Annotated in this window: 24 protein-coding genes and 1 pseudogene; 17 read left to right on the forward strand and 8 right to left on the reverse strand. The window is 73.1% G+C overall.

Annotated features, from left to right (window positions below):
• Window positions 1-26 precede the first annotated feature (26 nt).
• Both ABZX65_RS10735 and ABZX65_RS10740 read left to right on the forward strand, forming a co-directional pair.
• Complete coding sequence (locus ABZX65_RS10735) at window positions 27-851, forward strand: hypothetical protein (protein ID WP_355336709.1); 825 nt, start codon at window positions 27-29, stop codon at window positions 849-851.
• A gap of 218 nt (window positions 852-1,069) precedes the next feature.
• The gene (locus ABZX65_RS10740) at window positions 1,070-1,402 is read left to right on the forward strand and encodes a rhodanese-like domain-containing protein (protein ID WP_355336710.1); all 333 of its coding nucleotides are present in this window, start codon (window positions 1,070-1,072) and stop codon (window positions 1,400-1,402) included.
• Between the two features lie 15 nt (window positions 1,403-1,417).
• Here the strand turns inward: ABZX65_RS10740 and ABZX65_RS10745 are convergent, their stop codons facing one another.
• The 6 genes from ABZX65_RS10745 to paaA form a co-directional block, all read right to left on the reverse strand.
• Window positions 1,418-2,572, reverse strand: a complete 1,155-nt coding sequence (locus ABZX65_RS10745; protein WP_355336711.1) for an acyl-CoA dehydrogenase family protein — start codon at window positions 2,570-2,572, stop codon at window positions 1,418-1,420.
• 49 nt (window positions 2,573-2,621) lie between these two features.
• Complete coding sequence (locus ABZX65_RS10750; protein WP_355336712.1) at window positions 2,622-3,704, reverse strand: 2Fe-2S iron-sulfur cluster-binding protein; 1,083 nt, start codon at window positions 3,702-3,704, stop codon at window positions 2,622-2,624.
• Complete coding sequence (paaD, locus tag ABZX65_RS10755) at window positions 3,705-4,238, reverse strand: 1,2-phenylacetyl-CoA epoxidase subunit PaaD (protein WP_355336713.1); 534 nt, start codon at window positions 4,236-4,238, stop codon at window positions 3,705-3,707.
• Entirely contained in the window at window positions 4,232-4,915 is a 684-nt protein-coding gene (gene paaC / locus ABZX65_RS10760) for a 1,2-phenylacetyl-CoA epoxidase subunit PaaC (protein WP_355336777.1), read from the reverse strand. Before paaC ends, paaD begins: the two co-directional genes overlap by 7 nt.
• A gap of 137 nt (window positions 4,916-5,052) precedes the next feature.
• Window positions 5,053-5,349: a 1,2-phenylacetyl-CoA epoxidase subunit PaaB gene (gene paaB, locus ABZX65_RS10765; RefSeq protein WP_188279883.1), complete on the reverse strand. Its 297-nt coding sequence runs from the start codon at window positions 5,347-5,349 to the stop codon at window positions 5,053-5,055.
• On the reverse strand, window positions 5,346-6,329 hold the full coding sequence (gene paaA / locus ABZX65_RS10770; protein WP_355336714.1) for a 1,2-phenylacetyl-CoA epoxidase subunit PaaA: 984 nt from the start codon (window positions 6,327-6,329) through the stop codon (window positions 5,346-5,348). Before paaA ends, paaB begins: the two co-directional genes overlap by 4 nt.
• 299 nt (window positions 6,330-6,628) lie before the next feature.
• On the opposite strand from paaA, the gene ABZX65_RS10775 reads away from it, so the two are divergent.
• The 3 genes from ABZX65_RS10775 to ABZX65_RS10785 are packed head-to-tail and all read left to right on the forward strand — an operon-like array spanning window position 6,629 to window position 9,500.
• Window positions 6,629-7,294, forward strand: a complete 666-nt coding sequence (locus tag ABZX65_RS10775) for a DUF5819 family protein (protein ID WP_355336715.1) — start codon at window positions 6,629-6,631, stop codon at window positions 7,292-7,294.
• Complete coding sequence (locus ABZX65_RS10780; RefSeq protein ID WP_355336716.1) at window positions 7,291-8,595, forward strand: HTTM domain-containing protein; 1,305 nt, start codon at window positions 7,291-7,293, stop codon at window positions 8,593-8,595. The genes ABZX65_RS10775 and ABZX65_RS10780 overlap by 4 nt, the downstream gene beginning before the upstream one ends.
• A gap of 38 nt (window positions 8,596-8,633) precedes the next feature.
• Entirely contained in the window at window positions 8,634-9,500 is an 867-nt protein-coding gene (locus ABZX65_RS10785; protein ID WP_355336717.1) for a TrmH family RNA methyltransferase, read from the forward strand.
• Between the two features lie 9 nt (window positions 9,501-9,509).
• Here ABZX65_RS10785 and paaN read toward each other — a convergent pair whose 3' ends face one another.
• A complete protein-coding gene (gene paaN, locus ABZX65_RS10790; protein ID WP_355336718.1) occupies window positions 9,510-11,186 on the reverse strand; it encodes a phenylacetic acid degradation protein PaaN in 1,677 nt (558 codons plus the stop codon).
• A gap of 155 nt (window positions 11,187-11,341) precedes the next feature.
• Between paaN and ABZX65_RS10795 the strand changes: the two genes are divergently transcribed.
• The 3 genes from ABZX65_RS10795 to ABZX65_RS10805 all read left to right on the forward strand — a co-directional run bounded on the left by ABZX65_RS10795 (window position 11,342) and on the right by ABZX65_RS10805 (window position 14,286).
• Window positions 11,342-12,829, forward strand: coding sequence for a 3-hydroxyacyl-CoA dehydrogenase (locus tag ABZX65_RS10795; protein ID WP_355336719.1), 1,488 nt, complete (start codon window positions 11,342-11,344; stop codon window positions 12,827-12,829).
• Between the two features lie 7 nt (window positions 12,830-12,836).
• Entirely contained in the window at window positions 12,837-13,424 is a 588-nt protein-coding gene (locus ABZX65_RS10800) for a TetR/AcrR family transcriptional regulator (RefSeq protein ID WP_355336720.1), read from the forward strand.
• A gap of 79 nt (window positions 13,425-13,503) precedes the next feature.
• Complete coding sequence (locus ABZX65_RS10805; RefSeq protein ID WP_355336721.1) at window positions 13,504-14,286, forward strand: hypothetical protein; 783 nt, start codon at window positions 13,504-13,506, stop codon at window positions 14,284-14,286.
• 38 nt (window positions 14,287-14,324) lie between these two features.
• Here the strand turns inward: ABZX65_RS10805 and ABZX65_RS10810 are convergent, their stop codons facing one another.
• Window positions 14,325-14,807, reverse strand: a complete 483-nt coding sequence (locus ABZX65_RS10810; RefSeq protein WP_188279875.1) for an Lrp/AsnC family transcriptional regulator — start codon at window positions 14,805-14,807, stop codon at window positions 14,325-14,327.
• 180 nt (window positions 14,808-14,987) lie between these two features.
• Between ABZX65_RS10810 and pdhA the strand changes: the two genes are divergently transcribed.
• From pdhA to ABZX65_RS10855, 9 genes and pseudogenes are all read left to right on the forward strand, one after another.
• Window positions 14,988-16,088 (forward strand): pyruvate dehydrogenase (acetyl-transferring) E1 component subunit alpha, encoded by a 1,101-nt coding sequence (pdhA, locus tag ABZX65_RS10815; protein ID WP_355336722.1) that lies wholly within the window; start codon window positions 14,988-14,990, stop codon window positions 16,086-16,088.
• Window positions 16,085-17,113 carry an alpha-ketoacid dehydrogenase subunit beta gene (locus tag ABZX65_RS10820; protein ID WP_355336723.1) on the forward strand — a complete coding sequence of 343 codons (1,029 nt, stop codon included), beginning with the start codon at window positions 16,085-16,087 and terminating at the stop codon, window positions 17,111-17,113. Before pdhA ends, ABZX65_RS10820 begins: the two co-directional genes overlap by 4 nt.
• Complete coding sequence (locus ABZX65_RS10825; protein WP_355336724.1) at window positions 17,113-18,444, forward strand: dihydrolipoamide acetyltransferase family protein; 1,332 nt, start codon at window positions 17,113-17,115, stop codon at window positions 18,442-18,444. Before ABZX65_RS10820 ends, ABZX65_RS10825 begins: the two co-directional genes overlap by 1 nt.
• 150 nt (window positions 18,445-18,594) lie before the next feature.
• Window positions 18,595-19,589 (forward strand): annotated as a pseudogene (locus ABZX65_RS10830) (DUF6457 domain-containing protein).
• Complete coding sequence (locus ABZX65_RS10835; protein ID WP_355336725.1) at window positions 19,586-21,127, forward strand: molybdopterin molybdotransferase MoeA; 1,542 nt, start codon at window positions 19,586-19,588, stop codon at window positions 21,125-21,127. The pseudogene ABZX65_RS10830 and the gene ABZX65_RS10835 overlap by 4 nt, the downstream one beginning before the upstream one ends.
• A gap of 170 nt (window positions 21,128-21,297) precedes the next feature.
• A complete protein-coding gene (locus ABZX65_RS10840; protein WP_188279870.1) occupies window positions 21,298-22,437 on the forward strand; it encodes a potassium channel family protein in 1,140 nt (379 codons plus the stop codon).
• Window positions 22,438-22,770: 333 nt separating this feature from the next.
• Window positions 22,771-23,730 (forward strand): NAD(P)H-quinone oxidoreductase, encoded by a 960-nt coding sequence (locus ABZX65_RS10845; protein ID WP_355336726.1) that lies wholly within the window; start codon window positions 22,771-22,773, stop codon window positions 23,728-23,730.
• 160 nt (window positions 23,731-23,890) lie between these two features.
• On the forward strand, window positions 23,891-24,625 hold the full coding sequence (locus ABZX65_RS10850; protein ID WP_355336727.1) for a hypothetical protein: 735 nt from the start codon (window positions 23,891-23,893) through the stop codon (window positions 24,623-24,625).
• A 101-nt stretch (window positions 24,626-24,726) separates the two neighbouring features.
• Window positions 24,727-25,440 (forward strand): PadR family transcriptional regulator, encoded by a 714-nt coding sequence (locus ABZX65_RS10855; protein ID WP_355336728.1) that lies wholly within the window; start codon window positions 24,727-24,729, stop codon window positions 25,438-25,440.
• Window positions 25,441-25,513 lie beyond the last annotated feature (73 nt).

Raw genomic sequence — 25,513 nt, forward strand, 5'->3', positions numbered from 1 at the left:
GGCCGTGCAGGGCCTAGGCTGTCCGAGTGACGAACAGCTCAGGAACCGAGTCCTCCGCCTCTTCCGCCACCTTCGCCGGACCCTCCGAGCCCGGCTCGCAGGATCGGCTGGCGAAGGCGGTACGCGCGGCTGAGCAGGCGTTGATCGAATTCGAGATCGCGGTCGAGACCTTCCGGGTCGAGGTGGAGAACTTCTCCCGGCTGCACCACCAGCGGCTCGGCCCGATGTACGCGCGGCTGGACGAGCTGGACGCGCTGGTCGCGGAGGCCGTCGCCGCCCACAGCGGTGAGCGGGAGGACATCGAGCGCGCCTGGGAGGCCAGGGCGCTGGTGATGCCGATGCCGGGCGTCGAGGAGCTGTTCGGCGGGCTGCTCGGCACGGACGGGGTACGGCCGGTCGACGACCCGAACCCGCCGCGCCGCGTCCGCCCCGGCAAGGAGGCGCAGCGCCTCTACCGCGAGCTGGCCCGCAAGGCGCACCCCGACCTCGCCCAGGACGAGAAGGAGAAGGAGCGCCGCAGCGCCTTCATCGCCCGCGTCAACGAGGCGTACGCCTACGCCGACGAGGACACGCTGCGCGCCCTGTCCGCGGAGTGGGACGCGGGTCCCGTCGCGGACGAGGAGCTGCCGAGCGAGGCCGAGGTCCTCTACGCCCGGCTGGAGTGGCTGGCCGAACGCAAGGAGAAGCTGGCCGCCATCGCCGTCGAGCTGGACGAGAGCGCCATCGGCCAGATGATGAAGCTCTCCCCGGACGACCCCGACGCCCTCCTCAACGAGATCGCCGAACAGCTCCTGACCCAGGTCGCCCAACGCGAGGCCCGCCTGGCGGAACTGGTCCGCGACCCCGAATAGCGCCTCGCGGCCCGCTCGCACGACCCGCGCTTCCGCCCGGACGCCCCCTGCGGGCCCGGTCCCGGTGCGGGGGCCGGGGGACCCCGGGGAATCGGGCGGGGCGGGGGGTGGTTGGGGGCTGAGGTAGGTTTTTTCGGGTCAGCCAGTGATCTGGTGAGCCAAGGTGAGCGGGCCGCGGTTTTGCGGGCCGCGATTTCGTGCCCAGGAGGCCGCGTCCGATGTTCCGCTCTGAGCTGCCCGCGGTGGATGCCGCCGCCGTACCGGCCGACGCGATCCTGCTGGACGTGCGGGAGAACGAGGAATGGGCGGCCGGTCACGCCGAGGGCGCCGTGCACATCCCGATGGGCGAGGTCGTCTCGCGGATCGGTGAGGTGCCGGAGGGCGGCCGGGTGCACGTGGTGTGCCGCGTCGGCGGTCGCTCCGCCCAGGTCGCGCAGTACCTGATCGCCCAGGGCGTGGACGCGGTGAACGTCAGCGGCGGCATGCTCGACTGGGAGGCCGCCGGCCGCCCGGTGGTGGACGGCAGCGGCAGCGACGGCTTCGTCCTGTAAGCAGCCCCGCAGGGGTCACGTGGTCAGCGGATGGGCGGCGATCAGGTCGCCCAACGCCTCCTCGTGGGCCGCGGCCGGCCCCAGCGCCAGCTCCCACTGCTTGGCCCACGCGTGGTACCGGTGCAGCGGATAGTCGGTGTCCGCGCCGAATCCGCCGTGCAGGTGCTGCGCGGTCTGTACGACCCTGCGGACGCCCTCGGCCGCCCAGATCTTCGCCACCGCCACATCACCCGCGACCGGCAGGGGTCCGGGCGCCGAGGTGCTGAGCCGCCAGGCCGCCTGCCACAAGGTGGCCTCCATCGCCCGCAGGTCGATGTAACGGTCGGCGGACTGCACCGCGACCGCCTGGAACGTGGCGATCGGATACCCGAACTGCTGCCGCTTCGAGGCGTACGCACTGGTCATCCCCAGCACCGCCTCCCCCAGCCCGAGCGCCAGCGCGCAGGTGCCGACGGTCAGCGCCTGCCGCAGCCACTCCCAGGCGCCGTCCGCGTCCAGCACATCCGTCGCGGGCACCCCCACACCGTCCAGCGTGACCTCGGCGAACCGCTCGCCGTTGGTGGAGACCTGCTCCGCCAGCGCCACCCCGTCCGCGTCCAGGGGAACGACGGCCACCACCGCCGCGCCGTCCGCCGTGTGCGCGGGCACCAGCACCAGGTCGCAGCTCCGCGCCCACGGCACCCCGGTCTGCACCCCGTCGAGCACGAAGCCGCCGCCGTCGGTGCCGCCGACGTCCACCCGCTGTGCCCGGACGGCGAGTTCGGCCCCGTCGTGCCCGCTGCGGCCGTTGGCGGCGACGGTGAGGACGGTCTCGCCGCGACCGGCCGCCGCCAGCAGCCGTTCGCGCAGGGGCGCGGAGCCGTAGCGCTGGACGGCGAGCGCCCCGGCGCAGCTCTCCAGCAGCGGGACCCGCGCCAGCACCCGCCCCGCCTCGCGCAGTACGAGGCAGAGCGCGATGGGGTCGAGCCCCGCCCCGCCGTACGCCTCGTCCAGCGTCAGGCTCAGCAGGTCGCCGTCGGCGAGCTTGCGCCACAGCGCGCGGTCGAAGTCCTCGGCGACCGCGCCGGGGGTCAGCGCGGGGCTGGGCACCCCGTCCACCGCCACCCCGGAGAAGACGGACTTCGCCGCCTCGACCGCCGCCAATTGCTCCTCGGTGAAGCCGAAGTCCACGATCCGCTCCTCCCGCCACCAATTCTGACGATGCGTCAGATTAGGGCGGTCAAGCGTCGAAGTCCACCTCGACGACGGAAGTCACCGGGTGCGACTGACAGGCCAGCACATATCCGGCCTCCGTCTCCTCGGGCTCCAGCGCGTAGTTCCGGTCCATCCGCACCTCGCCGCTGACCAGCCGCGTCCGGCAGGTCCCGCAGACCCCGCCCTTGCAGGCGTACGGGGCGTCCGACCGGTTGCGCAGCACCGTCTCCAGCACCGACTCCCCTGCCAGGGACGGCCATTGACCGCCACGGCCGTCGAGCGTCGCCCGTACGGTGCCGCCGCCGGGTATCGGCTCGGCCGCGGTGACGGCCGCCGGTACCTCGTCCACATGGAAGATCTCCTGATGGACGCGGGACCGGGGGACACCCAGCGTGCGCAGCGCCCGCTCGGCCGCGCCGACCAGTCCCAGCGGGCCGCACAGATACCAGCCGTCCACCGCCGCCACCGGCATCAGCGCCGGGAGCAGCGCCGTCAGCCGCTCCGCGTCCAGCCGCCCCGACGGCAGCCCCGCCTGCTGCTCCTCGCGGGACAGCGCGGACACCAGGTGGAAGCGGTCGGGCCAGCGGTCCTTGAGGTCCGCGACCTCCTCCAGGAACATCGTGGACGCCGCCGTACGGTCGCTGCGCACCAGGCAGAAACTCGCCCCCGGCTCACGCGCCAGCGCGGTGCCGATCTGCGACAGCACCGGTGTGATGCCGCTGCCGCCGACCACCGCGGCGAACCGCCCCGGCCTCGGCTCCAGCACGAACCGCCCCGCGGGCGTCATCACCTCCAGCACATCGCCCGCCGCCAGCTCCTTGAGCGCGTAGGTGGAGAACTCCCCCTGCTCGACCAGCCGCACCCCCACCCGCAGCGTCCGCGGCCCGGGCTCCACGCCGTCGTTCCCGACACCCTCCTCGGGCAGCACCGGGTCGCACAGCGAATACGTGCGGCGGATCTCCACCCCGTCGGCGAACCGGCGGATCGCTATGTGCTGCCCCGGCGCGTACCCGTACTCCGCGCGCAGCTCCTCGGGGACCTCGAAGGCGATGGTCACCGAGTCGTCCGTGAGCGGGCTGACCTCCGTCACCCGGAGCGGATGGAACATTCACAGCTCCTTGAAGTGGTCGAAGGGCTCGCGGCAGGACTCGCAGCGGCGCAGCGCCTTGCAGGCGGTGGACGAGAACGGGCTGAGCAGCCGGGTGTCGGTGGAGCCGCAGTGCGGGCAGCGCACGGTCAGCTCCACGGCGACGGGCCCGCCGCCCGCCGGTCGCGCGCCGGCCAGCGGGCGCGGCGGCGCCACACCGTGCTCGGCGAGCTTGCGGCGGCCCTCCGCGCTGATCGCGTCGGTCGACCAGGCGGGGGAGAGCACGGTGCGCACCTCGACGTCCGACATGCCGTGCTCGGTCAGCACCTCGGTGATGTCGGTGGCCATCGTGTCCAGCGCCGGGCAGCCCGTCCACGTCGGCGTCAGCTCGACCTCGACCCGGCCGGGCCCGGTCACCCGCAGGTCGCGCAGCACCCCCAGCTCGGCCAGCGAGATCACCGGCAGCTCGGGATCCGGCACGGCTCCGGCCAGCCGCAGCAGCTCCTTCTCCAGCGCGCTCGTCGCCCCGGCGGCGGGCGCGCTCCCGGTCACCATGACGCACCCGGGTGAGCGCGGTGCAGGTGCTGCATCTCGGCGAGCATCCGGCCGAACGCCTCGGTGTGCACACCCTGCCGTCCGGCCCCCGCCGACCACGGCGTCCGGTCGACGCCCTGGGGTATCTCCAGCGTGGCCCGGTGCAGGACGTCGGTGACGCGCTCCAGCCACGGCTCACGCAGCGCCGGAAGGTCGGTGCCGAGCCCGTCGAGCGGTTCGAACAGCTCCCCGGTGTAGCGCCACAGGCCGTCCACCGCGCGCTGCGTGCGCCGGTGACTCTCCTCGGTGCCGTCGCCCAGCCGCAGCGTCCAGTGCTCGGCGTGGTCGCGGTGGTAGGCGACCTCCTTCACCGCTTTCGCGGCCAGCGGCGCCAGCTCGCCGTCCCCGGCCGCCAGGGCGGTGAACAGCAGTTCCTGGTGGACGGAGAAGAAGAGCTGCCGCACGATCGTCTCGGCGAAGTCCCCGTTGGGCCGCTCCACGAGCTGCACATTGCGGAATTCGTGCTCCTCGCGGCCGAACGCCAGCTCGTCCTCGTCGCCGACCAGCGAGAGCAGGGTGCGGGCCTGCCCCAGCAGGTCGAGCGCGATATTGGTGAGGGCGACGTCCTCCTCAAGGACCGGCGCGTTCCCCGCCCACTCCCCCAGCCGCTGGGCGAGCACGAGCGCGTCGTCGCCCAGCGCGAGCGCGGCGGGGGCGGAGGCCCGTGCGGGGCGCGCCGCGGTGGCCGATGCCGTGGTCGTAGAAGAGGCCGTAGCCGTAGCCGTAGCCGTAGCCGTGGCCGAGGCCGGGCCCGGTGCGGGGTTCGGTGCCGTGTTCACAGGTGCTTCACCCCTTCCGGGATCTCGTAGAACGTCGGGTGCCGGTACGGCTTGTCGGAGGCCGACTCGAAGAACGGGTCCTTCTCGTCGGGGGAGGAGGCGGTGACCGCGGACGACGGCACCACCCAGATCGAGACGCCCTCGGCCCGCCGGGTGTAGAGATCCCGCGCGTTGCGCAGCGCCATCTCCGCGTCGGGCGCGTGCAGGCTGCCCGCGTGGCTGTGGCTCAGGCCGCGGCGGCTGCGGACGAAGACCTCCCACAGCGGCCAGTCGCCGCCCGTCTGCTCGGTCATGCCCGTGCCTCCCCGTGCTTGGCCGCGTATGCGGTGGCCGCCTCCCGGACCCAGGCGCCGTTGTCGTGTGCGGCGCGGCGCCGGTCGATCCGCTCCTCATTGCACGGCCCGTTGCCGCGCAGCACCTCCTGGAACTCCGTCCAGTCGATCGCCCCGTAGTCGTAGCCGCCCCGCGACTCGTTCCACCGCAGGTCGGGGTCGGGGAGGGTGAGCCCCAGCACCTCGGCCTGCGGAACGCAGATGTCCACGAAGCGCTGCCGCAGCTCGTCGTTGGAGTGCCGCTTGATCTTCCAGGCCATGGACTGGGCGGAGTGCGCGGACTCGTCGTCGGGCGGGCCGAACATCATCAGCGAGGGCCACCACCAGCGGTCCACCGCGTCCTGCGCCATCGCGTGCTGCGCCGGGGTGCCGCGGCTGAGCGTCACCAGCAGCTCGTAGCCCTGCCGCTGGTGGAAGGACTCCTCCTTGCAGATCCGCACCATCGCGCGGGCGTAGGGACCGTAGGAGCAGCGGCACAGCGGCACCTGGTTGGTGATCGCGGCGCCGTCCACCAGCCAGCCGATGGCGCCGACGTCCGCCCAGCTCAGGGTGGGGTAGTTGAAGATCGAGGAGTAGCGCTGGCGGCCCGCGTGCAGCTTGTCGAGCAGCTCCTCGCGGCTGACCCCGAGGGTTTCCGCGGCGCTGTACAGATAGAGCCCGTGCCCGGCCTCGTCCTGCACCTTGGCCATCAGGATCGCCTTGCGGCGCAGCGAGGGCGCGCGGCTGATCCAGTTGGCCTCCGGCTGCATCCCGATGATTTCGGAGTGCGCGTGCTGGGCCATTTGGCGGACGAGGGTGGCGCGGTAGGCGTCCGGCATCCAGTCGCGCGGCTCGATCCTGGCGTCCTCGGCCACCGCGGCGTCGAACGCGGCCAGGAAGGCGTCCTGCCCTGCCGCCACCGCCTCCCCTGCGGTCGCCGCCGGCTCTGCCGTCGTCGTCATGCGGACCCCTCCTTCGTCATCACTGTCATCGGCGCCATCAGGCGTGCCACTCGGGCTTCGGCGCGGGCTCGACCACCCGTCCCGTCACCGTCACCGGCTCCATCGGACGACCGGCCGGCCGACTCCTCAACCGACCGACCGATCGTTCGGTTCATTCCATGGTCGGTGGCGGGCCGAAGGGTGTCAAGGCCACCTCCCGCGCCTGTGGATAACTCGGTATGGTCCCCGCCGGGACCTGCGGTGGGTAGCGTGCTGCCCGGCAGGCGTGCGTGCCCGGCACGGGTGAGAGCGGAGAGACGATGGAGTCATTCGAGGGGCCGCCGCCCCGGACCGCGGCGCTGTCCACGCCCGCGCGCATAGCCGTCGCCCTGGCGATCGGCGCGGTCGTCGTGGGCGCGCTGTACCACCTCGGCATGGTGTTCCTGCACGTCGCGCCCTCGAACACGCTCAGCAGGGAGCACGGCGCGGCGGTCGACGACTACGTCTATCCGGAGTTCGAGCAGAACTGGAAGCTGTTCGCGCCCGACCCGCTGCAACAGAACATCCATGTGCAGGCCCGCGCCGAGGTCCGCAAGCCCGACGGCAGCCTCTCCACCACGGGCTGGGTCGACCTCACCGCGATGGACGTCGCCGCGATGCGGCACAACCCCGCCCCCAGCCACACCCAGCAGAACGAGCTGCGCCGCGCCTGGAGCTTCTACACCGACACCCACGACGACAAGGAGCAGCCCACCGGCGGCGACCGCAGCGACATGAGCCGTACGTATCTCCAGCGGATTTTGCAGGAGCGTTTCGGCCCGCGGCTCAACGGCGGTGACGTCGTCCGCGTACAGGCACGATCCGCCACCACCGCGGTCCCGCCGCCGTCGGGCAACGGGCAGCAGACCGGCACCCAGCCCTACTACCGGGAACTGCCCTGGTGGCCGGTCACCACCGCGCCCGCCGGTCAGGAGAACGCATCGTGAGCGCGCGCGACTCCTTCGTCCCCTCGCCGTTCGCCGGACTCGGCAAAGGACTCGACCGCGCCGTCGCGCGGGGGATCAACGCCATCACCGGCCGGGCCATCGGCCCGTACCAGAGCGCGATCATCCGGATCGGCTTCTCGCTGACCTGGCTGCTGTTCCTGCTGCGCGAATTCCCGCACCGCGCCGAGCTGTACGGCCCCGACGCGCCCTGGAGCTGGGACCTCGCGAAGCGGCTGGTCGCCGGGAACCACGCCTTCACCGTGCTGCTGTGGAACGACGGCCGCGCCTGGTTCGAGTGCGTCTACGCCTTCGCGATCGTCGCCAGCGCGATGCTGCTCCTGGGCTGGCGGACCCGTACCGCGTCGGTGTTCTTCATGATCGGCGTGCTGTCGCTCCAGAACCGCAGCGTCTTCGAGGGCGACGGCGGCGACAACGTCATCCACCTGATGGCGATCTACCTCGTCTTCACCCGCTGCGGCCAGGTCTGGTCGCTCGACCGGCGCCGCGCGGCCCGCGGGGAGGCGGCCGAGGCGGCTGCCGGACCGTCGGCCGTTTCCGCGTCCGACGCGGAGCCGGGCGCCGATCCGGTCGGCGTCGCCCTGTGGGCGGTGTTCGGCTTCGCGCTCGTGGCGGCGACGCTGTTCGGCAAGCTCAGCACCGGATGGGCGGTGCTGTTCTGGCTCTTCTGGCTGGTCCAGGCGCTGTGGTGGGCGGTGCGGCGGGTCGCGCCCGGCGAGCCGCGCACCGTGCTCGACATCATCGCCAATGTCATCCACAACGGCGCGATGCTCGTGATCGTCGCCGAGGTCTGCCTGATCTACTCCACCGCGGGCTGGTACAAGATCCAGGGCAGCCGCTGGCAGGACGGCACCGCGCTCTACTACCCGCTCCATCTGGACGACTTCACCCCCTGGCCCGCCCTGTCGCACGCCCTGGCGGGCAATGAGCTGATGGTCATGCTCATCACCTACGGCACGGTCATCGTCCAGGTCGCCTTCCCCTTCACCCTGTTCAACCGCCGGGTGAAGAACGTGCTGCTGGTCGCGATGATGCTGGAGCACGCCTCGATCGCCGTCGTGCTCGGCCTGCCCTTCTTCTCTCTCGCGATGATCGCCGCCGACGCGGTGTTCCTGCCGACGGCCTTCCTGGTCTGGGCCGGTGACCGGCTCGTACGGCGGCTGCGGCCGGGTGCCGCGCGCCCGCGGCCGGTGGTCCACGGGCAGCGCACCGCCCCCGACGACGCGTCCGCCGAGCCGGGGGAACCGGCCGTGGGACCACCGCCGCCCAGCGCCGTGACGTGACGTGATGGGGCAGGCGGGCCGCACCGTACGCTGAGGCCATGACCGAGGACGAGGCCGCCCACCGACCCGGCGCCGCAGCCGAACCCGACCCGGCGACCGGAGCCGTTCAGGCCCCCGGGGCCGACGCGGCCACCACAAGCGCCACGGCCGCCGTCCTCGCCTGGCAGGCCGCCGCGCCGGACGCGGTGCTGCTCGACGGCTTCCACGCCCTCAAGCACGCGCTGCGCTTCGGCGCCCGCGTGCGCACTGCGGTCAGCAGCGACAAGGCGGCCGTGCTGCGCCTCGCGGCGGAGCTGGCCCCCGACCTGGCCGAGGAGCTGGCGGCGCGCGTCATTGAGATCCCCGCCGCGGCGCTGCGCGGGCTGGTGACGCGGGTGCACCCCACCTCGGTGGCCGCGCTCGCCGACCGGCGCGACCGGGCGGCCAATCTGGCGCTGCTGGCCGAACGGCCCCGGCAGGCACCGGTCGTCGTCCTGGACAGCCCGCGCAATCTCGGCAACGTCGGGGCGGTGATCCGGCTGGCGGCCGGATTCGGCGTCACCGGCGTGGTCAGCACCGGAGATCTCGACCCCTGGCACCCCAACGCCCTGCGTGCGGGCGCCGGACTGCACTACGCGACCGCGGTGGAACGTACGGCCGCCGACGCGCTGCCGCCGGGACCGCTGTACGTCCTCGACCCGGAGGGCAAGGACATCCGCTCCGTCGAACTCCCCGACGACGCGCTCATCGTCTTCGGCTCGGAGCGGCACGGCGTCTCCGACGAACTGCGCGGACGCGCCGCCGAGTTGGTCGCCCTGCCGATGCGTCCGCAGGTCTCCAGCTACAACCTGGCCACCAGCGTCGGCATGGCGCTCTTCCACTGGGCGGCCACGTCCCGCTCGCCGCGGGTACCCGGCCGCCCCTGAACCCCGCGATCAGGCGGGTCGCCGCACCTCCACCATCCGGAAGCGGCTCGCGACGAACGCGCCGTCGCACAGCGCCGCGTTGGCCGCCGGATTGCCGCCGGAGCCGTGGAAGTCGGAGAAGGCGGCCGTCTGGTTGACGTACACACCGCCGGTCAGATTGAGCGAGAGCTGCGCGCACTCCTCCCAGCAGACCTCCTCCAGGCCGCGCTCCACCTCGGCGGAGGTGGTGTAGCCGCCGACCGTCATCGCGCCCTTGTCGCGGACGGTACGGCGCAGCAGCTCCAGCGCGTCGGCGGTCGAGTCCACGGCCACGGCGAAGGCGACCGGGCCGAAGCACTCCGACAGATACGCCGCCTCGGCGTCCGGCTTGGCGCCGTCGAGCTTGACCAGCACCGGGGTGCGGACGACCGCGTCGGGGAAGTCCGGGTGGGTCACCGAGCGGGAGGCGAGGGCGACTTCGCCCAGCCCGGGGGCCGCTTCGAGCCGTGTCTTGACGTCCGGATTCACCAGGGCGCCGAGCAGCGCGTTGGCCCGCGCGTCGTCGCCGAGCAGCCCGTCGACCGCGCCCGCGATGTCGGCGACCACCTCGTCGTAGCTCCGCCGTCCCGCGTCGGTGTCGATGCCGTCGCGCGGGATCAGCAGATTCTGCGGGGTGGTGCACATCTGGCCGCTGTAGAGGGACAGCGAGAAGGCGAGGTTGGAGAGCATGCCGCGGTAGTCGTCGGTGGAGTCGATCACCACGGTGTTGACGCCGGCCTTCTCGGTGAAGACCTGCGCCTGGCGGGCGTTGGCCTCCAGCCAGTCGCCGAAGGCGGTGGAGCCGGTGTAGTCGATGACCCGGACCTCGGGGCGCAGCGCCAGGGTCTTGGCCAGGCCCTCGCCGGGCCGCTCGACGGCCAGGCAGACCAGGTCGGGCGAGAAGCCCGCCTCGGCCAGCACCTCGCGCGCCACCCGTACGGTCAGGGCCAGCGGCAGCACCGCGCGGGGGTGGGGCTTGACCAGCACCGCGTTGCCGGTGGCCAGGGAGGCGAAGAGCCCCGGATAGCCGTTCCACGTCGGGAAGGTGTTGCAGCCGATCACCAGGCCGATGCCGCGCGGCACCGCGGTGAAGGACTTCCGCAGATTGAGCGGGTCGCGCTTGCCCTGCGGCTTGATCCACTCCGCGGTCTCCGGGGTGCGGACCTGCTCCACGTACGCGTACGCCACCGCTTCGAGGCCGCGGTCCTGCGCGTGCGGGCCGCCGGCCTGGAAGGACATCGTGAACGCCTGCCCGGAGGTGTGCATCACGGCGTGCGCGAACTCGTGCGTCCGCGCGTTGATCCGCGCCAGGATCTCCAGGCACACCATGGCGCGCGCCTCGGGTCCCGCGTCCCGCCAGGGGGGCATCGCGGCGCGCATCGCGGGCAGCAGCACGTCCGGATCGGGGTGCGGGTACTCCACGCCGAGGTCCGGGCCGTACGGGGAGCGCTCGGTGCCCGTCCAGCCGTCCGTGCCGGGCTGGTCCAGCTCGAAGCGGTGGCCGAGCAGCGCGTCGAAGGCGGCCTTGCCCTCGTCGGCGTCGGCGTACGCCTTGGGGTGCTCGGGGTAGGGCGACCAGTACGCCCGGGTCCTGACGGCATCGAGCGCCTTGTCAAGCGTGTCACGATGGCGTTCGATCAAGGTCACGGCGGAGACAGTGGCGGACATGGCGGACCAACTCCTCGTCGAGCTGGGCTGAGTAGCAGAGACAACGCTAGATTAACCGAATGTTCGGTCGGGACAAGAGGGACGTCCCGGCCTGTGGATAACTCGGAAAGACCCGGCAGGATCTCCGCAGTACCTCGGGAAGGAGCTGTGCCACCGTGACCGCACTTGACCGCGACGGTGTCGTCGCCGTCGTCGGCGCAGGCACCATGGGCCAGGGAATCGCGCAGGTCGCGCTGCTCGCGGGGCACCGCGTGCTGCTGTACGACGCCGCGCCGGGACTGGCCGCGAAGGCCGCGGCGGGCGTCGGGGCGCGGCTGGCCCGGCTGGCCGAGAAGGGCCGCCTCGACACGGCCGAACACCGGGCCGCGCTGGACCGGCTCGTCCCCGCCGACGGCATCGCGGACCTGGCACCGGCCGCGCTCGTCGTCGAGGCCGTCGTGGAGGATCTGGCCGTCAAGCGGCGGCTCTTCGCCGAACTGGAGGAGACCGTCGGCGACGGCTGCCTGCTGGCGACCAACACCTCCTCCCTGTCGGTGACCGCCGTGGCGGGCGCCCTGCGGCTGCCCGGCCGCCTCGTCGGCCTGCACTTCTTCAATCCGGCCCCGCTGCTCCCGCTGGTCGAGGTCGTCGCGGGCGCCGCCTCGGACCCCGCAGCCGTCGACACCGCCTACGACACGGCCGCCGCCTGGGGAAAGACCCCGGTGCGCTGCGCCGACACCCCCGGCTTCATCGTCAACCGGATTGCCCGCCCCTTCTACGCCGAGGCCCTGCGCGTCCACGAGGAGCGGGCCGCGGACCCCGCCACCATCGACGCGGTGCTGCGCGAATGCGGCGGCTTCGCCATGGGCCCCTTCGCGCTCACCGACCTGATCGGCCAGGACGTGAACGAGGCGGTCACCAGATCGGTGTGGGAGTCGTTCTTCCACGACCCCAAATTCACGCCGTCGCTCGCCCAGCGCCGCCTGGTGGAGTCCGGCCGCCTCGGCCGCAAGACGGGCCGCGGCTGGTTCGTGTACGAACCGGCGCCGGAGCATGGTGCCGCGCCAGGACCGCACACCGCGGAGCCCGCGGACGCGCCGCGGCGCGTGCTGCACGGCGATCTGGGTCCCGCGCAGGCCCTCGTCGGCCTGGTGCGCGCGGCCGGGATCGAGGTCACCGAGGACGACGGCGTCCAGGGCTTCGAGCTGAGTGACGGAACGTATCTCTACCCGGCGGACGGCACCCTGGAGCCGGGTATCCAGTTCGACCTGGCGGCCGATTACACGACGGCCACCAGGATGGCGCTCGCGCGGACCCCGGAGGTGCCGGACGCGGCGCTCGCGGAGGCCGTCGGGCTCTTCCAGGCGCTCGGCAAGCAGGTCAGCGTCATCCGGCTGGTCCCCGGACTGATCGTGGCGCGGACGGTCGCGATGCTGGTGGACCTCGCGGCCGACGCCGTCGCGAAGGAAGTGGCGTCCGCCGCCGACGTCGACACCGCCATGCGCCTCGGTGTGAACTACCCGCTGGGCCCGCTGCAATGGGGCGAGCGGCTCTCCCTGTCCTGGGTGCGCGAAACGCTGGAGTCGCTGCACTCGTACTACCCCAACGGCCGTTACGCGCCTTCGGTCGAAGTGCTGTGGCGCGCGAGGGCGGAGGAAGAATGATCTCCTCATGACCATGCCCAAGCGCGACACCTATACGCCGGATTCGCTGCTCGCCGTCGCCGTCGAGGTCTTCAACGAGCGCGGTTACGACGGCACGTCCATGGAGCATCTCTCGCGCGCCGCGGGCATCTCGAAGTCGTCGATCTACCACCATGTGCGCGGCAAGGAAGAACTGCTGAACAGGGCGGTTGGCCGCGCCCTTGAGGGGCTTTTCGGCATCCTGGAGGAGCCCGGAGCGGTCGACGGCCGCGCGGTGCGGCGCCTGGAGTACGTCACCCGGCGTACGACAGAGGTGCTGATGGCGGAACTTCCCTACGTCACCCTTCTGCTGCGGGTGCGCGGGAACACCGACACCGAGCGCTGGGCGATGGAGCGGCGCAGGGAGTTCGACCAGCGGGTGGCGGATCTGTTGAAGGCGGCGGTCGCGGACGGCGATCTGCGCGGCGACGTGGACGTCAGGCTGGCGACCAGGCTGCTTTTCGGGATGATCAACTCGATCGTGGAGTGGTACCGGCCGGAGGCCAAGGGCGCGCTCGACCGGCAGCAGGTGGCGGACGCGGTGGTGCGGCTGGCGTTCGACGGGCTGCGTACGTAGCGACGGCGAGCCGGGCGACCGTGCGGCCGGATGGTCCAGACCATTGACCCGCCGGGGGTGGCCCCGGCACGATCCAGCCATGTTCTCCGCTGAGCGATCTGTCGCGCGATTCGGGCCGTCGGTGCGGGCGGCGGCCGCCTCCGCGCTGGCCGTCTCCCTCCTGCTGCTGGCCGGATGCGGAGGCGGCGGGGGCGCCAAGGACAAGGACAGGGCCGCGCCCGCCCCCACGCCCACCGCCACGGTGAACGGCTTCGGCTGCCTGTCACCCGAACAGGCCAAGGCGGGCTCGGTGAGTTTCCCGGGCGGGGACGGCCAGGACGTCGAGGGCTATCTGACCGGCACCGGCGGCACCGGGCTGGTGCTGGCCCACCAGGCGGACGGGGACGTCTGCCAGTGGGTGCCGCACGCGCAGGACCTGGCCGCGGACGGCTACCGCGTGCTGGCCGTGAACTCCGCGGGCAGCGAGGTGCGTGAACTCACCGCGGCGGCGGCCTACCTGCGGTCCAAGGGCGTGACGAAGCTGCTGCTGGTCGGCGCGTCCAAGGGCGGTACGGCGGTGCTGTCCGCCGCGGGCGTCATCACGCCGCCGGTGGACGCGGTCGTCTCGCTGTCCGCGCCCTCGACGTACTCCGGCATGGACGCCTCGATGGTCGTACCGAATCTGACGATGCCCGTCTTCTACATGGCCGCCGAATTGGACAGCCCCTTCCAGGACTCCACGAAGGAGCTGAGCAAGCTGACGAAGAAGGCGAAGGAGAACGACCTGACGATCGTCGGCGGCTTCAACCACGGCGTGAGCATGCTGTCCGACGAGGCGAACTACGCCAAGGTCAAGGCGTTCCTCAAGAAGTACGGCGGCTGACCGGAGGCGCTGGTCGCGGTCGCGGCCGGCGCCGGTCCTCAGTCGCCGACGACCTGGTCGGTCTCCTCGAAGACCAGCAGGGTGCGGCTGCTGAGGACTTCCTCGATGGCCTGGAGCCGGGTCAGGACCAGTTCCCGCAGGGTCCGGTTGTCGGCGGTGTGGACCAGCAGCAAAACATCGAAATCACCACTTACCAGGGCAATGTGGGCAACACCCGGAAGAGTGATGAGTTGTTCACGGACGGTCCGCCAGGAATTCTGGACGATCTTGAGCGTGATGTACGCGGACGCGCCCTGGCCCGCGCGTTCGTGGTCGACGCGAGCGGTGAAACCTCGGATGACCCCGTCCTCGATGAGCCGGTTGATCCGGGCGTACGCGTTCGCCCGTGAGACGTGCACGCGCTCGGCGACGGAGCGTATCGAGGCCCTTCCGTCCTCCTGGAGCAGCCGCAGGATCGTGCGGTCGATCGGGTCCAGCGGTCGGACCTCCGGGTCCTGTGCGGCCATCTGTTCTCTCGCCATCCCCCCGTGCCTCCTTACCATGGACGTACTGGCTCCATCTCAGGCTGTGCAGAACCGTTTGTCCACAGGCGAAACCACCCTGTAGCCAAAATGCCTCCGGCGACCGAACAATCGGTAGGGAGCGACACCCGCTCACGCCCGATCGCTTTTTCGGTCACCGACCACAAGGAGGTGCTCGCGATGACCGTGCTGGACACCCCTGCCTGGCGCCCCCGCACCGAAGCCGCGCCGCTGCTGCCCGACCCGGAGCCGTACCGGCTGCTCGGCACCCCCGCTGCCGCGGAGCTCGACCCCGCCCTGCTCCGCACGCTGTACGGGCAGCTCGTCCGCGGCCGGCGCTACAACCGGCAGGCCACCGCCCTCACCAAGCAGGGCAGGCTCGCCGTCTACCCGTCGAGCACCGGTCAGGAGGCCTGCGAGGTCGCCGCCGCTCTCGCGCTGCGGCCCCGTGACTGGCTGTTCCCCAGTTACCGCGACACCCTCGCGGTGGTCGCCAGAGGCGTGGACCCGGTCGAGGCGCTGACGCTGCTGCGCGGCGACTGGCACACCGGTTACGACCCGCACGAACACCGGGTGGCGCCGCTCAGCACCCCGCTGGCCACGCAGCTCCCGCACGCGGTCGGGCTGGCCCGCGCCGCCCGGCTGACCGGCGACGACGTCGTGGCGCTCGCCATGGTCGGCGACGGCGGCACCAGCGAGGGCGACTTCCACGAGGCGCTGAACTTCGCGGCCGTCTGGCAGGCCCCGGTGGTCTTCCTCGTGCAGAACAACGGCTTCGCGATCTCCGTGCCGCTCGCCAAGCAGACCGCGGCCCCTTCCTTCGCCCACAAGGCGGTCGGCTACGGGATGCCGGGACGGCTGGTCGACGGCAACGACGCGGCCGCCGTGCACGAGGTGCTGACCGAGGCCGTCGGGCGGGCCAGGGACGGCGGCGGCCCCACGCTCGTGGAGGCCGTCACCTACCGGATGGACGCGCACACCAACGCCGACGACGCCACCCGCTACCGCGACGACGACGAGGTCGCCGCCTGGCGCGCGCACGACCCGATCGCCCTGCTGGAACGGGAGCTGACCGGCCGCGGACTGCTCGACGACGACGTCAGGCGGAGCGCGGCCGACGAGGCCGAGACCATGGCGGCGGACCTGCGGGAGCGGATGAACGCCGATCCGCGGCTCGACCCGATGGAGCTGTTCGCCCACGTCTACGCCGAGCCCACGCAGCAACTGCGGCAGCAGGAGGCCCAGTTGCGGGCCGAGCTGGAAGCGGAGCGGCAGTCATGACCACCGTCGCACCGACCGCGGGCCGCGCCGCCGCGCCCACCCGCAGACCCGCCACCATGGCGCAGGCCCTCAACCAGGCGCTGCGTGACGCGCTCACGGCCGACGACTCCGTCCACGTCCTCGGCGAGGACATCGGCACCCTGGGCGGCGTCTTCCGGATCACCGACGGGCTCGCCGCCGAATTCGGCGACAGCCGCTGCACCGACACCCCGCTCGCCGAGGCGGGCATCCTCGGCGCGGCGGTCGGCATGGCGATGTACGGGCTCCGCCCGGTGGTCGAGATGCAGTTCGACGCCTTCGCCTACCCGTCGTTCGAGCAACTCGTCAGCCATGTGGCGAAGATGCGCAACCGCACGCGTGGCGCGCTGCCGCTGCCGATCACCATCCGCATCCCGTACGGCGGCGGAATCGGCGGCGTCGAGCACCACAGCGACTCCTCCGAGGCGTACTACGCGCACACCCCCGGCCTCCACGTGGTCACCCCGGCCACCGTCGAGGACGCCTACGGGCTGCTGCGGGCGGCCATCGCCTCCGACGACCCGGTGGTCTTCCTGGAGCCGAAGCGGCTCTACTGGTCCAAGTCCGACTGGTCGCCGGCCGCGCCGGCCGAGGTTCCGCCGATCGGCCGCGCCGTGGTGCGGCGCACCGGGCGCACCGCGACGCTGGTCACCTACGGCCCCTCGCTCCCGGTCTGCCTGGAGGCCGCGGAGGCCGCCAAGGAGGAGGGCTGGGACCTGGGCGTGGTCGATCTGCGCAGCCTCGTGCCCTTCGACGAGGAGACGGTCGCGGCGGCCGTACGCGGCACCGGGCGGGCGGTCGTCGTGCACGAGTCGTCCAGTTTCGGCGGCATGGGCGCCGAGATAGCGGCCCGGATCACCGAGCGCTGCTTCCACCACCTGGAGGCACCGGTCCTGCGCGTCGCCGGATTCGACATCCCCTACCCGCCGCCGATGCTGGAACGGCACCATCTGCCCGGCGTCGACCGGATTCTCGACGCCGTCGGCCGCTTGCAGTGGGAGGGCTGATGGCCGTCGTCAAGGAATTCACGCTCCCCGACCTGGGCGAAGGGCTCACAGAGGCGGAGATCGTGCGCTGGCTGGTGGAGGTCGGCGAGGTCGTCGCCATCGACCAGCCGGTGGTCGAGGTCGAGACCGCGAAGGCCGTCGTCGAGGTCCCCTGCCCCTACGGCGGTGTCGTGACCGCCCGCTTCGGCGCCGAGGGCGACACCCTCGACGTGGGCCGCCCCCTGGTCACGGTCGCGGTGGGTTCGCACTCCGACGCGGCCGGGAACCCGGTGGGGTCGGACGCCCCGAGCGACTCGGACGCCTCGGGCGGCGGGGCCGATGAGGGCTCGGGCAATGTGCTGGTCGGTTACGGCACCGGTACGGCGGTGGCGCGGCGCCGCGGACGGGTGCGGGCGGTGGACGGTTCGGTGCAGGCGGCGGTTTCGGTCACCGAGGTGCCTGTCGCCGGGGCGCCTGTCGCCGACGGCCCGGTGGCCGTCATATCGCCGCTGGTCCGGCGGCTGGCCAGGGAACACGGGCTGGACCTGCGGGCCCTGGCCGGTACGGGGCCTGACGGGCTGATCCTGCGGGCGGACGTCGAGCGCGCGGTGGCGGCTCCGGCGGCACCTGCCGTGGCTCCGGCCCCGGCTCCCGCGCCGGCGGGGGAGGAGCGGGTGCCGCTGCGCGGGGTACGCGGCACGGTCGCGGACAAGCTGGCCCGCAGTCGGCGGGAGATACCGGACGCCACGTGCTGGGTGGACGCCGACGCCACCGAACTGCTGGCCGCGCGGGCGGCGATGAACGCCTCGGGCGGCGAGCGGATCTCGGTGCTGGCCCTCTTCGCCAGGATCGTGACGGCCGGGCTGGCCCGTTACCCGGAGCTGAACGCCACGGTCGACACCGAGCGGCGCGAGATCGTACGGCTGCCGGCCGTCCACCTCGGCTTCGCGGCGCAGACCGAACGCGGCCTGGTCGTGCCTGTCGTGCGCGACGCCCACACCAGGTCCACGGCCGGGCTCTCCGCGGAGATCGGCCGCCTGACCGAGGCCGCTCGGACGGGGGCGCTGACGCCGCGGGACCTGACCGGCGGCACCGTCACGCTCAACAACTACGGGGTCTTCGGGGTGGACGGTTCCACCCCGATCCTCAACCATCCCGAGGCCGCCATGCTCGGTGTCGGCCGTATCGCCCCCAAGCCGTGGGTTCACCAGGGTGAGTTGGCCGTGCGTCACGTCGTGCAGCTCTCCTTCACCTTCGATCACCGGGTCTGCGACGGTGGGACCGCAGGGGGGTTCCTTCGCTTTGTCGCTGACTGCGTCGAGAGTCCGGCCGTTCTCCTCGCCGCCGTCTGACCCCCGGGCGCTGGGAGGTCCCCCCCGCGCCCCTTAAAAGATCGGTGCAGCGTCCAGCGCGGGGGCGTTCCTTAAAAGATCGGTGCAGCGTCCAGCGCGGGGGCGCGCCCAAAAAGATCGGGGTGCGCCGGGGCCGGGGATACTCGGGGGGTGGCGACTGGGTTTGATGCGGTGGTGTTGGCCGGGGGTGGGGCGAGGCGGCTCGGGGGGGTGGACAAGGCGGCGGTGGAGGTCGGGGGGCGGATGCTGCTCGACCGGGTGCTGGCGGCGTGCGCGGGGGCGGAGCGGACGGTGGTCGTGGGGCCGCGCCGGGGGACCGTACGGCCGGTGAGCTGGGCGCGGGAGGAGCCGCCGGGGGGCGGGCCGCTGCCCGCGCTCGACGCCGGGCTGACCGCGTTGGCCCACTTGGCCCCATCGGGGCCGCCGCTTCCCGCGCCGGAAATCGTCGTCGTGCTGGCGGCCGATCTGCCGTTCTTGACGGTCGGCGCCGTGACCGGCCTGGTGGAGGCGCTGGGCGCGCTCGGCACCGGGACGGAAGGGGTGCTGCTCACCGACGCGGGAGGGCGGGATCAGCCGTTGGCGGGGGCGTATTGGGGGGAGGCGCTGTGCCGGGAGGTGGCGCTGCTCAAGGGGGAGCACGGCGGGCTGGCGGGGCTGCCGTTGCGGTTGCTGACACGGGAGCTGGTGGTGCGCAGGCGGGCCGATCCGACGGGGGACGCGTCGTTCGACTGCGATACGTGGGAGGACGTGGCGGTGGCGCGGGCACGGCTGGACGGGGTGTCCGAGGGGTGAGCCTGTCCCACAGCGAGCCAGGTTTCAGGGACCATGGCCCTGTGTTGGACGAATGGATCGCAGCAGCCAAGACCGAACTGGGTATCGAGCTGGACGTGGACACCGGCGTCCTGCTCGATCTGGCCCGCGACGCGGCGCACGGCGTCGCTCGTCCGGCCGCGCCGCTGACCACCTTCCTGGTGGGTTACGCGGCGGCGCGCGCGGGCGGCGGCCCCGAGGCCGTACGGGAGGCGGCCGACAAGGCCGCCGCCCTGGCCGTGCGCTGGGCGCAGGAGGCCGACGCGCAAGAGGCCGACGCGCGGAAACCAGGCACCCCCGGCACCCCCGGCACCGACCCGGAACCGGCGGAATGAGCGGCACCCGTCCCGGCGCGGGCGCCTCCGACCCGCGCGCCTCCGACCCGCGCGCCTCCGACGCGGCCGACCGCGCGCTCGACGACGCCCTCGCCCTGGCCAACGAGTCGCGCCGTACCGCCACCGGCGCGGCCGGTTACGGAGGCCAGGACCGTAACGACCCGCTGTCCGTCGCCCTCCGCCACGGCCGGGACGACACCGCCCCCACCCCGGAGGGCCCCGCGCCCCGGCCCCCCGTCCAGGGCCCGGCCCCCGCGCAGGCACCCGCCCAACCCCAGCGCCAACCCCAACCCCAGCCCCAAACCCCGCTCCCCTCCCCCGCCGACGCCGTGCCGTGGCCCGAGGCGCGGCGGATCGCGCGCCGCGTCGGCCGCCGACTCGGCTCCGAAACACGGGAGTTGGGAGAGGACCTGCTGGGCATGACGCTGGCCAGGGCGCTGACGGCGCTGACGGACCTGCCGTCGTTCGACTCCTCCGCGATGGACGGCTGGGCGGTGGCGGGCCCGGGCCCGTGGCGGCTGCGCGGCGCCTCGGTGCTCGCCGGACAGCAGCGCCCGGCGGAGCCGCTGCTCATCGGCCACGCCGCCCCCATCGCGACCGGCGCCGCCGTGCCGACCGGCACCACCGCGGTGCTGCGCAGCGAACACGGATGGACGCAGCGCCGCACGGACGGCGAGTGGTTGCAGGTGCGGTCGCCGCACCCCGCGCCCGCGCCGGGCCAGGAGGTCAGAATGCGCGGCCAGGAGTGCAGGGGCGGCGAGGAGTTGCTGCCCGCGGGCACCGTCGTGACGCCCGCCGTACTCGGTCTGGCCGCCGCCGCGGGCTACGACGAGCTGACCGTCACCGTACGGCCGCGCGTCGAAGTCCTGGTCCTCGGCGACGAGTTGCTGGACCACGGCCTGCCCAGGTCGGGGCGGGTACGGGACGCGCTCGGCCCGATGCTCCCGTCGTCGCTGCGCGCGCTCGGCGCCGAAGTGGTGGCGGTACGGCGGCTGGTGGACGACGCCGACCTCCTGCGCAGGGCGGTCCGCGAGAGCACCGCCGACCTCGTGGTCACCACCGGCGGCACCGCGGGCGGACCGGTCGACCACCTGCACCCGGTCCTCGCCGCGCTCGGTGCGAAACTGCTGGTCGACGGCGTCGCCGTCCGCCCGGGACACCCCATGGTGCTGGCCGAACTCCCCTCGGGCACCCACCTCATCGGGCTGCCCGGCAACCCGCTGGCCGCCGTGTCCGGCGTCCTGACCCTCGCCGCCCCCCTGCTGCGGACCCTCGCGGGCCGCCCCGTACCGGCCCCGTACGCGGCCCCGCTCACCGCCGACGTGCCGGGTCACCCGGTCGACACCCGGCTCGTCCCGGTCGTCTTCGACGACGACTCCGCCGCCCGCCCGCTCACCTACTCCGGCCCCGCCATGCTCCGCGGCCTCGCCGCCGCCGACGGCATGGCCGTGATCCCGCCCGGCGGCGCCCGCGCGGGCGACGACACGGCCGTACTCGACACCGGGGCGCTCGCGCTGGCGTGGGGGAGCGGCACGTGAGGGCACCCCGGTGCGTACGCGGTGGTGCTCGATACGTGAAGGTACGGGGTACGTGACCGCCGTCAGCCCATGTCACGTGGTACGTGATCCCGTACGCGAAGCGATACGTCGTCGGACCGGTGGACGACACCGGTATATGAAGGTGAGCGGCACATGATGGGGAGCGGGATATGAAACTGCCCCGGTACGACGCGGCGGCCGGTCGCGCCGATCCTCCCCCCGGCGGCGCGGACGGCGCCGACGGCACGGGCGACGGCAGCGCCTCGGCGGCGATCTCCGCCGGTACGGCGGGGTACCGCCGGGTGGCCTTCCCGCGTCCCGCCGCGGGCCCGCTGCTCCAGGTCTCGCGCCGCCTGCTGATGGCGCTGCTGGTCCTGCTCGCCACCGTCCTGATCGTCTACTTCGACCGCGGCGGCTACCACGACAACGCCAACGGCTCGGTGTCGTTCCTGGATTCGCTCTACTACGCGACGGTGACGCTGTCGACGACCGGCTACGGCGACATCGTCCCGTACAGTACGGGCGCCCGGCTCGCGAACACCTTCCTGGTGACGCCGTTGCGCGTGATCTTCCTGATCATCCTGGTCGGGACGACCCTGGAAGTGCTGACCGAGCGGACCCGCGAGCAGTTCCGCCTCAAGCGCTGGAGGAGAACCTTGCGCGATCATGTGGTCATCGTCGGATACGGGACCAAGGGCCGGTCGGCGGCCCAGACGTTGATCGGCCGCGGCATCCCGCAGAGCCGGATCGTGATCGTCGACCCGAGCCCCAAGGTCGTGCAGGCCGCGACCGACGAGGGGTACGTCGCCGTCGTCGGCGACGCCACCCGCAACGACGTGCTGCTGCGGGCCGAGGCCCAGGTCGCCAAGGAGATCGTCATCGCCGCGCAGCGCGACGACACCGCCGTGCTCGTCACGTTGACCGCGCGTCAGCTCAACAAGCGCGCCCATATCGTCGCGTCCGTCCGCGAGGAGGAGAACGCGCCGCTGCTGCGGCAGTCCGGGGCCAACGCCGTCATCACCAGCTCGAGTGCCGCCGGGCGGCTTCTCGGGCTGTCCATGCTCAGCCCCAGCGTCGGGGTCGTCATGGACGACCTCATCACTTACGGGAGCGGGCTCGATCTCATCGAACGGCCGGTGACCAAGGCCGAGGCGGGGCAGGCGCCGCGTGACCTCCACGACCTCGTCGTGTCGGTCAAGCGGGGGCATCGGCTTCTCGACCACGACGATCCGGAGGCTGCGCCTCTGCTTCTCACCGACCGCGTGATCGCCATCCACCGTGCCGGGCCCGCCGGCCCGCCCCTCGCCTAGGCCCCCCACCCGCACGTGCGCAGAACCCCCCTTTCAGGGGCGCGGCCCCTCGCGTCTCCTTCGCCTCGGCCGGTGCGCCAGGCGCGCAGGGCGTGTTTTTTTAGGGGCGCGGGGAACTGCGCGACCAGCCCCCGCCGGGCTGTCAGCCCGGGAACGACGGCGTCTGCCCCGCTGGGGCCGGTTTTTTGTCCGCGCCACGGTGGGGGCTGGTCGCGCAGTTCCTCCCCCAGCTACCGCTGGGAGGTGCCCCCAGCGCCCCTTAAAGATCGGCGGGCCGTCCGGCGCAAAGGAACCGGCGGGCTGGGGGGCTGAGGGCAGCGGTAGCCTCGGGGGATGTATGCGATGACGATTCCGGAGCCGGGCGGGCCCGAGGTGCTGACGTGGGCGGAGGTGGGGGATCCGGTCGCGGGGGAGGGCGAGGTCGTCGTCGAGGTGGCGGCGACGGCGGTGAACCGGGCGGATCTGTTGCAGCGGCAGGGGTTCTACGAGCCGCCGCCGGGGGCGTCGCCGTATCCGGGTCTCGAGTGTTCGGGGCGGATCGTCGAGGTGGGCTCCGGGGTCGCGGGGTGGCGGGTCGGGGACGAGGTGTGCGCGCTGCTCGCGGGCGGCGGATACGCGCAGAAGGTGGCGGTGCCGGCGGGCCAACTGCTGCCGGTGCCCAAGGGGATCGACCTGGTGACGGCGGCGGCGCTGCCCGAGGTGACGGCCACGGTGTGGTCGAACGTGTTCCTCACCGCGCACCTGCGCCCCGGTGAGACGCTGCTGGTGCACGGCGGGTCCAGCGGGATCGGCACGATGGCGGTCCAGCTCGGCAAGGCGGTGGGGGCGACGGTCGCCGTCACGGCGGGGAGCGCCGAGAAGCTGGCGGCCTGCCGGGAGTTGGGCGCGGACATCCTGATCAACTACCGCGAGCAGGAGTTCGAGAAGGCCGTCACGGCCGACGTGATCCTCGACATCATGGGCGCGAAGTACCTCGGGCGGAACGTGGACGCGCTCGCGGTCAACGGCCGCCTGGTCGTCATCGGCCTCCAGGGCGGCCTCGTGGGCGAGCTGAATCTGGCCACGCTGCTGAGCAAGCGCGCCGCCGTCGCCGCGACCTCGCTCCGGCCCCGGCCGCTGGACGAGAAGGCCACGATCGTGGCGGCGGTACGCGAGCACGTGTGGCCGCTGATCGAGGCCGGAACCGTACGGCCGGTCGTGGACCGTACGCTCCCGCTGCGGGACGCGGCCGAGGCGCACCGCGTGGTGGACGGCAGCACCCACATCGGAAAAGTGCTCCTGACCACGGCATGAACACGCCCTCTCGCGGATAACGGTCCGATACGGAGCCGGCCGTCCGGGATGCCGGAAATGTTGCCGCGTGTGACGCTGAATCCACACAGGGTTCGGTGGAGAGGCGGGACGTGTGCGGCGGGCACCCGACAGGCGATGCGCGATACGGAGGGCGGCGCCCGTGCTGCTCGCGGGGGCGCTGCTCGTTCCGGCGACGGCGACGGCGACGGTGATGGCGACGGGCTCCGCGTGGGCGGTCGCGCCCGGGCCCGACGAGCCCACGGCCCCGGCGGTCCGTCCGCTCCCGGCACCGGGCGCGGACATCGTCACCGAGGTGCTCACCGGGCTGGTCCCCGGCCTCGTCGGCCGGCACGAGACGGTCGGCGCCCCCGGACACGGGGGACGCCAGGACGCCGCGCCGACCACCGGGCCCAGCGGGCCGCCGGTGACGGAGGAGCCCACCACCGAGCCGACCGCTCCGGCCACCCCCACGCCCACTCCCACCGCTCCGGCCGCCAAGCCGGCCCCCGACCCCACGGTCGGCGTCCGGCCCCCGGCCTCCCCCGCCGTTCCCGCCACCCCGGCGGGCCCGCTGCGGCCACCGGTCCCGACACCGACACCGACGTCCGTACCGGGCGACGGGGCCGCCAGGCCGCCGCTCACCCCGCCCGTACGGTCCACCTACGGCGCCGCGCGATCCGCGCCCTTCCTGGTCCCCGACGGCGGGCCCGCCCAGGCCCCGCCGCGCCCTTCGGCACCCGCAGCACCCGACGCCGCCCGCACCCAGGCCCGCGCGCAGACTCCCGCCGTCTACGAGCCCGGCCGCCGCGTCCTGCGCATCCTCCCCTTCGGCGCCGGCCTCGCCCTGGTCGGCCTGGGTCTCGGCTTCCTGGGCCTGCGCCTGCGCCGCGACTGACCCCGAGGCGGTCGCACGCGCCCCTCATGTCCCGTTGTGCCCGGTCGGACGGGTCGCCGCGGCCTTGAAAGGCGGGTCCATACTCGGTATACATACTCAGTATGTCGATCCGCCACGGCCTGCTGGCCCTCCTGGAGCGGGGGCCGCGATACGGCTTCCAGCTCAGAACAGAGTTCGAGTCCCGCACCGGTTCCACCTGGCCGCTGAACGTGGGGCAGGTGTACACGACGCTGGCGCGGCTGGAGCGCGACGGGCTGGTGGTGCCGGCGGGCGAGGACGACGCCGGACACGCGCTGTACGCCATCACGGAGGGCGGGCGGGGTGAGCTGCGGGAGTGGTTCGCCCGGCCCGTGGACCGGGCGAATCCGCCGCGGAACGAGCTGGCGATCAAGCTGGCCATGGCGGTCGGATCGCCGGAGGTGGACGTGCGGGCCGTCATCCAGGCGCAGCGCGCGCACACCATCCGGGCGATGCAGGACTACACCCGGCTGAAGGGCCAGGCGCTGGAGGCGGCGCCCGCGCAGAGCGGGGCGCCGGACCGCGACGACGTGGCCTGGCAGCTCGTTCTCGACCAGCTCATCTTCCAGGCGGAGGCCGAGGCGCGGTGGCTCGACCACTGCGAGACCCGGCTCGTACGGCTGACGGCGCTGGCGCCGACGGCCGAGGCCGCCGCACCGGCCCCGACTCCCGATCCCGCCGGTTCCGCCGACCCCGCCGACGGCGGCGGCCTGGACGACGGGAAGGACGACGGGAAGGACGCCGCGCCGGACGGGGTGCTGCGCGGCGCGCTGAGGCGGACACGGGCCCGCCGCTGAGCCGCGCGCCGACCGGCACCCGGCCCCGTACGCCTGACCGCGTACGTCCGGCCCGTACGTCCGGCACCTAAGC

Source organism: Streptomyces sp. NPDC003300, assembly GCF_040610915.1.
Taxonomy (GTDB): Bacteria; Actinomycetota; Actinomycetes; order Streptomycetales; family Streptomycetaceae; genus Actinacidiphila.

What these genes read in the sequence shown, in the direction of transcription:
- ABZX65_RS10740 (WP_355336710.1), top strand. Translation starts at nt 1,070, where the DNA reads ATGTTCCGCTCTGAGCTGCCCGCGGTGGATGCCGCCGCCGTACCGGCC.
- ABZX65_RS10750 (WP_355336712.1), bottom strand. Translation starts at nt 3,704, where the DNA reads ATGTTCCATCCGCTCCGGGTGACGGAGGTCAGCCCGCTCACGGACGAC.
- paaD (WP_355336713.1), bottom strand. Translation starts at nt 4,238, where the DNA reads ATGGTGACCGGGAGCGCGCCCGCCGCCGGGGCGACGAGCGCGCTGGAG.
- paaB (WP_188279883.1), bottom strand. Translation starts at nt 5,349, where the DNA reads ATGACCGAGCAGACGGGCGGCGACTGGCCGCTGTGGGAGGTCTTCGTC.
- paaA (WP_355336714.1), bottom strand. Translation starts at nt 6,329, where the DNA reads ATGACGACGACGGCAGAGCCGGCGGCGACCGCAGGGGAGGCGGTGGCG.
- ABZX65_RS10775 (WP_355336715.1), top strand. Translation starts at nt 6,629, where the DNA reads ATGGAGTCATTCGAGGGGCCGCCGCCCCGGACCGCGGCGCTGTCCACG.
- ABZX65_RS10785 (WP_355336717.1), top strand. Translation starts at nt 8,634, where the DNA reads ATGACCGAGGACGAGGCCGCCCACCGACCCGGCGCCGCAGCCGAACCC.
- paaN (WP_355336718.1), bottom strand. Translation starts at nt 11,186, where the DNA reads ATGTCCGCCACTGTCTCCGCCGTGACCTTGATCGAACGCCATCGTGAC.
- ABZX65_RS10800 (WP_355336720.1), top strand. Translation starts at nt 12,837, where the DNA reads ATGACCATGCCCAAGCGCGACACCTATACGCCGGATTCGCTGCTCGCC.
- ABZX65_RS10805 (WP_355336721.1), top strand. Translation starts at nt 13,504, where the DNA reads ATGTTCTCCGCTGAGCGATCTGTCGCGCGATTCGGGCCGTCGGTGCGG.
- ABZX65_RS10810 (WP_188279875.1), bottom strand. Translation starts at nt 14,807, where the DNA reads ATGGCGAGAGAACAGATGGCCGCACAGGACCCGGAGGTCCGACCGCTG.
- pdhA (WP_355336722.1), top strand. Translation starts at nt 14,988, where the DNA reads ATGACCGTGCTGGACACCCCTGCCTGGCGCCCCCGCACCGAAGCCGCG.
- ABZX65_RS10820 (WP_355336723.1), top strand. Translation starts at nt 16,085, where the DNA reads ATGACCACCGTCGCACCGACCGCGGGCCGCGCCGCCGCGCCCACCCGC.
- ABZX65_RS10825 (WP_355336724.1), top strand. Translation starts at nt 17,113, where the DNA reads ATGGCCGTCGTCAAGGAATTCACGCTCCCCGACCTGGGCGAAGGGCTC.
- ABZX65_RS10835 (WP_355336725.1), top strand. Translation starts at nt 19,586, where the DNA reads ATGAGCGGCACCCGTCCCGGCGCGGGCGCCTCCGACCCGCGCGCCTCC.
- ABZX65_RS10840 (WP_188279870.1), top strand. Translation starts at nt 21,298, where the DNA reads ATGAAACTGCCCCGGTACGACGCGGCGGCCGGTCGCGCCGATCCTCCC.
- ABZX65_RS10845 (WP_355336726.1), top strand. Translation starts at nt 22,771, where the DNA reads ATGTATGCGATGACGATTCCGGAGCCGGGCGGGCCCGAGGTGCTGACG.
- ABZX65_RS10855 (WP_355336728.1), top strand. Translation starts at nt 24,727, where the DNA reads ATGTCGATCCGCCACGGCCTGCTGGCCCTCCTGGAGCGGGGGCCGCGA.